Consider the following 7,479-nt stretch of genomic DNA (forward strand, 5'->3'; position numbering starts at 1 on the left):
GATTTGCCGCATTAAGCCAATCCTCATTTCCCTCTATACTTATTTGTGAAAGGGCTTTCACGAAAAAGTAAAGGGGGATTTATGATGAGGTTAGCTTTTCGAAAATGGTTCAGTTTGGCATTGGTATTCGGGGTCCTCGCATCGACCGTGGTCATTCCGGCTCCGCATGCGCAGGCAGCAGCTGGGGACTCGGCCGCGGAGGCAGCGGGTCCTGCAACGATCCATGCTTACCAGCAATCGGCTAAATACGTGGCTTCGGCCAACTATTCGTTAAAGGCGAACGGGGTGGATATTCCGGTAATCAAAGCGTATAACGACTATGATTACGCGAATTTTTCTGCGTCGGAGGGGGCTATAACGTATGAGCTCACGATACTGAATACGGATAAGGTGCATGAGTATGCGATCAGCCCGAAAAAGCTAGGCATTAAGGCTGATTCGGTCGCCGGCCGGACGATTACGTTCACGACGCAGCAGGATGAGTATCTGATCGTCATGATGAATAACCGTACGACCAAGATCGTAATCGCTGCCGATCCGGCGGAAACGGATGTGCCGAACGCGTCAGGTGCCGGTATTTTCAACGTGACTGCTGCGCCATACGGCATCACTGCTACGGGTGAGAAAACAGGCGTGACCGAGAGAACGGTGGCGCTGCAGCAGGCAATTAATGACGCAAGCAGCTACGGTACGGCACAAGGTAATGGCGAGCAAGGCATCGTGTACGTTCCGAGAGGCACGTATTACATCGGGAATCTAGTGCTACGGAGCAATACGGCGCTCTACATGCAGCCGGGAGCCACCTTCGTCGGTACGGGCAAAACGGCCGATTACACCGAGCATTGGTTCAAGGACTCGATGGGCCGTCCGGCTACGTGGTGGATTTCGACCGCCTTCGATTCGACGAACATTAAGATTTACGGGCGAGGGACGATCGACGGCAACGGGCAAGCGCTGCATGATGACAAAAGCACGAACGGCAAAGGCATGATTAACAATCTCGTCGTGCCGATCGCGACAAGCGACTTCCGCATGGACGGCGTTATTATTAGAGAATCGTCGGGCTGGGCGGTTGTGCCCGTTCGTTCCAATGACCTGACCTTTACGAATCTCAAAATGTTCAACAGCCTCGGCATGGGCGAGAATGACGGCATCGATATTTGCGAATCGCAAAATGTCGTCGTGCGCAATTCGATCGGCGTCGCGCTCGATGATCCGTATTCCACCAAGGCTTGGCGTGAGGATACCGATATCTCCTCGGGCAAAGTGCCATGGCCGGGCAGTCCGGAGCCTGTCAAGAACGTGCTATTTGAGGATGCGATCTCATGGACCCTATGCTACGGCTACAAAATCGGGCAAGGCGTCATGCAGGATCAATCCAACATTACCTTCAAGGACGGCGTCGTCTACAAGGCTGCCGTTGGCTTCGCTATCCATCATAAATATGGTGCAGGCAGCGTGAGCGACGTAACTTTCGAGAACATAGACGTTGAGGACATCAGCGGCAAGAATGAAGACAACAGCGCATGGATGACGATGTTCACCATTAACGGAGGCAATGCCGGAGTCGGACCGATTACGGGCGTTACGGTAAAAAATATTACGGTTCGCGACGCTGGCGAAAGCTTTTCGAAGCTAAAAGGCGTCGAGGGCGCTGAAATTTCCGACATTACGTTTGAAAATGTGTACATGCCGGGCAAAGCACAGCCTGCGACCAATTTGCATGAGCTGAATTTTCTCAGCAAAGAGTTTTACAGCGGTGTAACCATTAAACCTGTGCAAAATCCGGAGCCGCGTACCCGCACGAACCTTGCGCTGCGCCAGCCTGCAATCGGATCGTCGAACGACGGCGCGGAGGATACGTCGCCATACGTGAACGATGGCAATTTGGCTACGCGTTTTGGCTCAAAGCGCGGCATTGATCCGGGCTGGATCTACGTTGATCTTGGCGAAACCAAGGCGATCAACGAAGTGAAGCTGTTCTGGGAAGGCGCCTATGGCAAGAGCTACCGCATTCAAGTTGCTAACGATATCACAGATGAATCCAATTGGCAGTCGGTATTCAGCACGACAACGGGCAAAGGCGGCGTTGAGACGGTCACCTTTAATGAAGTGGATGCGCGTTACGTCCGGATGTACGGTACGGTTCGGGCAACCATTTACGGCTATTCGCTATGGGAGCTTGAGGTTTACGGGCCAGAGGTATTCCCGGATAGCTTAACGCTGAACAAGTCGGCTTCTACGATCGCTACCGGCCAAACCGAGCAGTTAACGGCGACGCTGCTGCCCGCGGAAACGACAAACAAAAAAGTCATCTGGTTCACGAGCAATGCTAACGCGGCAACGGTCAGCGACAGTGGGCTGGTTACGGCACTTAGTAAGGGGACAGCCGTCATTACGGCCAAATCGCAAAATGGGGACGTAAGCGCGAAAACGACATTCACCGTTACGGAGCCGGAAGCACCGATGACGGCTATTGCGCCGGATGACGCTAACATTGCGTACATTGGCCGCTGGGACAAAAGCTCGCAGGACGTGTACAAAAGCTATTGGCCGGGTGCTTCGCTGCGAACGTCATTCACGGGGACGAGCGTGAGGCTGAAATTAGGCGGCGCTGCGAACCTTTTCGTCAAAATTGACGATGGAGACTACCAGTCGTACACGAACGCGAACGGTACGGTTCTTCTGACACCGACTCCGCTTGATGAGGGAACGCATACGCTGACTGTTGCATCTCGGGACGTGTTAGATGTTCTCGCCTTCGAAGGCTTGCTGCTCGACTTAGGTACAGCGACGGTGCAGCCGCCTAAGCGGGAGCAGTTCATCGAGTTTATTGGCGACTCCATTACGGTTGGCTATATGACTTCGAATGTATCCATCGCTTCCTATGCGTGGCTGGCGGGTGAACAGTTGAATGCCGACCATACGCAGATTGCGTACACGGGCATTTGCTTGCAGACAGGCTTTGCTTGTTATGCACCGAATCAGCTTGGCATGAGCGAGCAATATTTTAAGCTGCAGACTGGTGATTATCCTGGTTCGCCCGCATGGAACTTCAGCACGTATGAGCCTACAGCCATCGTAATTAATCTAGGGACGAACGACGCGAAGTTCAACGTTGATGATGCGGCATTCCAAAATACGTATACGTCATTTCTAGCGGACATTCGAAGCAAATTTCCGAATGCTCATATTTTCGCGCTGAGGACGCTCGGCGGCTATAAGGCTGCGCCGACGCTTGCAGCGGTCAACAGCCGGATCGAAGCAGGCGATTCGAAGCTTCATTACGTAGACACGACGGGCTGGATAGCCGGTTATCCGTCAGTCGATTTCATTGATAGCCAGCATCCATCGAGTGCCGGGCATGTGAAAATCGCAAATCGCTTAGCGGAATATATGAAGCCTATTTTAGAAGGAACAGACCCGACAGAACCAGAGCCGTTGGACGCTCCTGCTATTAATGGAGCGACTGCTGGCGATGGAAAAGCGGACTTGAGCTGGAACGCGATCGATGGAGCTAAAGGCTATAACGTTTATGTCAGCACGCAATCTGGCGTTTATGTGGAGAAAGCCGCAACCGTAACAGGCTCGGTCTACCACTATCAAGCAACGGGGCTGAGTAATGGTACTGCGTATTATTTCGTGGTAAAAGCATTTAACGATGCGGGCGAGAGCGCTGCTTCTAATGAAGTGAGCGCCGTGCCACAGTCGAGCACGGGACCGGTCGAGCCGACCAACCCGCCGGAGACGCCGACACCAACGCCGACACCAACACCAACACCGACATCGACACCGACATCAACGCCGTCATCGACACCAACGCCATCAGGCTCTTCCGTATTTCTGAATGGCATAGAAGAGCAGCTTGGAACCGTCGAAACGAATACGGCAGACGGCCAAACGGTCACTACCGTTAAGCTTGATGCGAGGCAGCTCCCGAATAAGCTTGCATCCCTGCCGGCTAATGCGGTCATTTCGATCCAAGCGACAGCTCAAACGGGGAGTCTGATCGCGGAATTGACGGCTGAGCTGTTGGAGAAGCTCCAGCAGAAGGACGCCGTCATTGAGCTCAAAACAGCCGGAGCTGCATACGTGCTTCCGGCGGGTCGGCTTAATCTAAAAGCATTAGCGGAGACGTTCGGCCAATCTGCTGAGCTCCAAGCGATAAAGCTCCGTATTGAAATCAGCAAACCGGCAGCAAGCGATCAGACGCTGTTGGAGTCGTCCGCATCGGAATATGGTTTTGCACTGGCAGGCTCAGCTTACGATTTCAAGGTTACGGCCGTTTATGGAGATCGAACGTCGGTAATCAACCAATTCAATGGATTCGTAGAAAGATCCATAGCCATTCCTAACGGTGTAGCTCCTAACACCGTGACGACGGCTATCGTCATCGATTCGGATGGAACGGTGCGCCATGTGCCGACCCAAATCGTACAGAAGGACGGAAAATATGCTGCGGCAATAAACAGCTTAACGAACAGCGTCTATTCGCTTGTGAGTCATTCCGTTCATTTTACGGATATGAGTGGTCATTGGTCCGAGGAAGCGGTACTCGACTTAGGTGCTAGGTTGGTTTTGAACGGAGTTAGCCTAGATCGGTATGCACCTGACCAGAACGTAACAAGAAGCGAATTCGCAGCGATGGTTGTCCGCGCGCTAGGCTTGAAGCCGGTTAAGGCTGCCGATACATTCATGGATGTGGAGTCAGCGGCTTGGTATGCGGATGCGGTCGAAACGGCTTATGCCTATCAACTCATTGACGGCTTCGAGGATGGAACATTCCGGCCTCAAGCGAGAATAACCCGTGAGCAGGCCATGACGATTCTTGCTGGCGCAATGAAGCTTACCGGACTCAAGGCTAAGCTGCCGGCTGCTGGCACGGAATCGCTTGTGGATGATTTTGAAGATAAAGAGGTTATTGCGGAATGGGCGCTTAGCGGAATTGAGGACTGCCTGCAAGGCGGGCTCGTACAGGGTAGAACGCCTGAACTGCTGGCTCCCCAAGCGAATCTGACCAGGGCAGAGGTTGCTGTGATTATTCAGAGGCTATTACAGAAGTCAGAGCTTATTTCATAGACTACGTAGGCATCAAAAAGAGCTCCCTCGTCCCAAGCGGACAAGAGGAGCTCTTGCTTTTCCTTTAATCGGTTTGATTGCCGGCTATAATATTTTTTATGCGCAGCATCGTATCGTTGAAGTCAACGCCGTCATGGTTCCAGACGATGACATCGGCATGCTGCGTATATTCGATGCTCAATTCGTGCTGCTCAGCTTTTTGAATCCGATTAACGGTTTCGTCCGCGGCGCCTCCTCTGAGCTTAAGACGCCGCGTTATGGTGCTAATATTCGCTCCAATATACACGGCCACGGTATCAGCGTACAGCTGCTTAAGCGCGAGAACGCCAGCTAGATCAAGGACGATATGCGCTTTGCCGTCTTGCCGAAGCACCTCCTCTATACTCGACTTTAGAGTGCCGTAATAATTTTCATTGTAGCTGGTCCATTCAATAAATGAATGCTCAGCGAGCGCATGCTCGAATTGCTCAGTCGTCATGAACAGATAATGGACCCCATTTTCCTCATGCAATCTGGGAGGCCTGGTTGTAGCGGTAATGATTTTGGGGTAGCCAATGACGGTCAGCTCCCTCTGGATTTCGGACTTTCCTGAAGCGGACGGTCCGTAGAATGCGAATATTTTGCCCAAGGCGTAAGCGCTCCTTTGTGATCTGTTCAACAATCCCTTACATTAATGACCATATATTGCTAAAATGGCTCTAAAAGAACTTACCGGGGAGCGAACCTATGATTCTGATCAATCATCCATCCAATCCGTTCTATAATGAACAAGATACGGAGCGGCATTTCAATACGGAGAATGCGAAGCAGCGGGTTTCGATCCGTGACGGCTTCGAGCGGGATTTCGGCAGGGTGATCCATTCGGCTGCGTTTCGCCGCCTGCAATCCAAGACGCAGGTAATCGGAATCAGCGAAGGCGATTTCCATCGGACACGGCTTACCCATTCCCTTGAAGTATCTCAAATTGCCAGAGGAATTGCCACAACGTTAAATGAAAAAGACGGCTTCTTTCTGAATTCAGAGAATAAAATAGATATTTCTCTAATTGAAACGGCCGCTTTAGCACATGATTTGGGGCATCCGCCGTTTGGCCATCAGGGTGAGCGCGCTTTGAACAAATGCATGAGCGCTTTCGATCTGAATTTTGAAGGCAACGCGCATACCTTTCGTTTATTGACCAGCAGGGAAGGAGACCGTGAGGCGGGACTTGACCTGACAAGGGCATCCTTGCTATCCATTCTCAAATATCCTGCAAGCATGAAGCGGCTCAATAATCCGGACGTGACGGTTAAACCGCCAAAAAGCAGCATTTTTGAAGAGGACGAGCCTGTGTTTGACTGGGTGATAGAGGCGTTTTCGAAGGAGGAACAGGCTTACTTCACTAGCGTATCGGAGCCGACGGCCGGGAAGCACAGAAAAACAGTAAACAAAACGTTTGAGTGCTCGATCATTGAACTAGCCGACGATATCGCGTATGCGACCTATGATTTGGAGGATGCTTTTAAGCTGAATCTGATCAAACGGGAGGATCTATGCGAAGTGGTCGAGCGGCATAAAATGATCTCATCGGTGAGGATAGCGGAGGCGCTGCGCATTTTCCTGGATGAGAGTACCGACCGGCACAAACAGACGAAGCGGTTCTTTGCTGATTTGGTATCGGGTTTTATTCACGAAATTGCGGTAAAAGACGTGCAGCCGAATTTTGCTTCTAATAGACTGCGTTATAAGGCGGTAATTGGAGTTGAAGCGACTCAGCTTTTGGAAGACTTGAAAACACTTGTCGTAGAACATGTCATTTTCTCGCAAAAGGTACAAACCTTCGAATGGCGCGGCGGTAAAATTATCGAGAAGCTGTTCGATGCCATGCTGAACGACAAAAACCTGCTGCCAGAGGACGAGAAGACAAGCTGGAGCCCAACCTCCGAGAGGCTGAATGCTAGGCTGGTCTGCGATTACATCGCAGGGATGACGGATACCTATGCGTTGAAAATGTATTCGCGCCTTTACGAGGCGGCGGGCGGCAGGCTTTTCGATATTTAATATAGTTGATAATTACCGGCATTTATATAGGTCATAGAAGCGCTTCTTTGGCAGGGTTTCTATGACTTATACATGCTTTGAATCGTTTTTTTAAAGTTTTTTATATTTAATTTCAAAAAAAGACTTGCAATGATAGTGTAATACATGATATATTCTAATTCCGGCCGAGAGAAACACGCGGACGACAAGCAAAACAAGCATTACAAACGAAAGAAAAGATTGCTCTTTGAAAACTGAACAACGAGTAATAACTGCCTCGCAAATCCTTCGGGATAAGCGAAAAAGCGATAACAAGTAATGAGCAAGTCAAACACCAATTTGGAGAGTTTGATCCTGGCTCAGGACGAACGCTGGCGGCGT

3 protein-coding genes are annotated in these 7,479 nt (G+C 51.0%); 2 read left to right on the plus strand and 1 reads right to left on the minus strand.

Features of this window, described 5'->3' with window-relative positions; translation table 11 throughout:
• The first annotated feature begins 81 nt into the window (after window positions 1–81).
• The gene (locus AC0YN3_RS30075; RefSeq protein WP_475778593.1) at window positions 82–5,079 is read left to right on the plus strand and encodes an S-layer homology domain-containing protein; all 4,998 of its coding nucleotides are present in this window, start codon (window positions 82–84) and stop codon (window positions 5,077–5,079) included.
• 64 nt (window positions 5,080–5,143) lie between these two features.
• On the opposite strand, the gene AC0YN3_RS30080 is transcribed toward AC0YN3_RS30075, so the two are convergent.
• Complete coding sequence (locus AC0YN3_RS30080) at window positions 5,144–5,707, minus strand: guanylate kinase (protein ID WP_475778594.1); 564 nt, start codon at window positions 5,705–5,707, stop codon at window positions 5,144–5,146.
• 98 nt (window positions 5,708–5,805) lie between these two features.
• On the opposite strand from AC0YN3_RS30080, the gene AC0YN3_RS30085 reads away from it, so the two are divergent.
• Window positions 5,806–7,119, plus strand: a complete 1,314-nt coding sequence (locus AC0YN3_RS30085; protein WP_475778595.1) for an anti-phage deoxyguanosine triphosphatase — start codon at window positions 5,806–5,808, stop codon at window positions 7,117–7,119.
• The last annotated feature ends 360 nt before the right edge of the window (window positions 7,120–7,479 follow it).

Source organism: Paenibacillus sp. J22R232, from assembly GCF_056269165.1.

Excerpts from the sequence above, each read along its gene's own strand:
- AC0YN3_RS30075 (WP_475778593.1), top strand. The coding sequence starts at position 82 with ATGATGAGGTTAGCTTTTCGAAAATGGTTCAGTTTGGCATTGGTATTC.
- AC0YN3_RS30085 (WP_475778595.1), top strand. The coding sequence starts at position 5,806 with ATGATTCTGATCAATCATCCATCCAATCCGTTCTATAATGAACAAGAT.